General features: G+C 66.1%; 1 protein-coding gene. It reads left to right on the top strand.

What is annotated here, in order from left to right:
* Positions 1-178: 178 nt before the first annotated feature.
* On the top strand, positions 179-709 hold a 531-nt coding region (locus IE206_RS42220; RefSeq protein WP_189972081.1), incomplete at its 3' end, for a GntR family transcriptional regulator.

Below are 709 nucleotides of genomic sequence, written 5' to 3'. Positions count from 1 at the left end.
CAGGCTTCATGGGCCCGTCCCTTCGGGGTTGGCCTTGCCCAACACATCGAAGGTAGAGCGAGACTGACACTGTGTCAACGTAATCCTCATCTACGTTGAATCACTGTCAACGCACCTTGCTTCCTGGCCTGACACCGTTAGCCTTGATGTACGACAGCTCAACCAGAGAGGGGCCGGAATGAACGCGCACGAGATCGCGGCGACGCTACGGAGCGCGATCGCCGCGGGCGAATACCCGCACGGCAGCAAGCTGCCGACCATCCGTCAGACGGCCGAGCGCTACGACGTGAGTCACCAGACCGCCGCGTCTGCCTACTCCGTGCTTGCCGTCCTCGGCATGGTCCGCATTGACCGCCGGAGTGGAACCACCGTGACGGCCGGTCGATCCTCTGATGCCCACCTCGGGACGTTCGTCCCGCCAGACCTCACCGCCGCGGAAGCGTGGAAGCCGACCGGCGAAGGGACGGCCAGTGAGGCAACCACCCTCGTCCGGCAGACCGATGCCGCGCCCATGGAACTGCCCTGGTCCTCGACCGAGGGCGGGTTCGTTGAGCGCACCCGCATTCGCTCCGTGGACGGGGTGGCCGTGCAGCACAAACTGACAGTGCTTCCATACGCAGTCGCCGCGCGGACCCCCGAGGGGTACGAGGGCATTCCGCCGATGCTCGCGCCGGTCGGTGCCGCCCCAATGAAGCCGCCGGAAGGCGTG

This window comes from Streptomyces violascens, from assembly GCF_014649955.1.
GTDB classification, from domain to species: domain Bacteria; phylum Actinomycetota; class Actinomycetes; order Streptomycetales; family Streptomycetaceae; genus Streptomyces; species Streptomyces violascens.
This window is presented reverse-complemented; position numbering and strand designations above follow the sequence as displayed.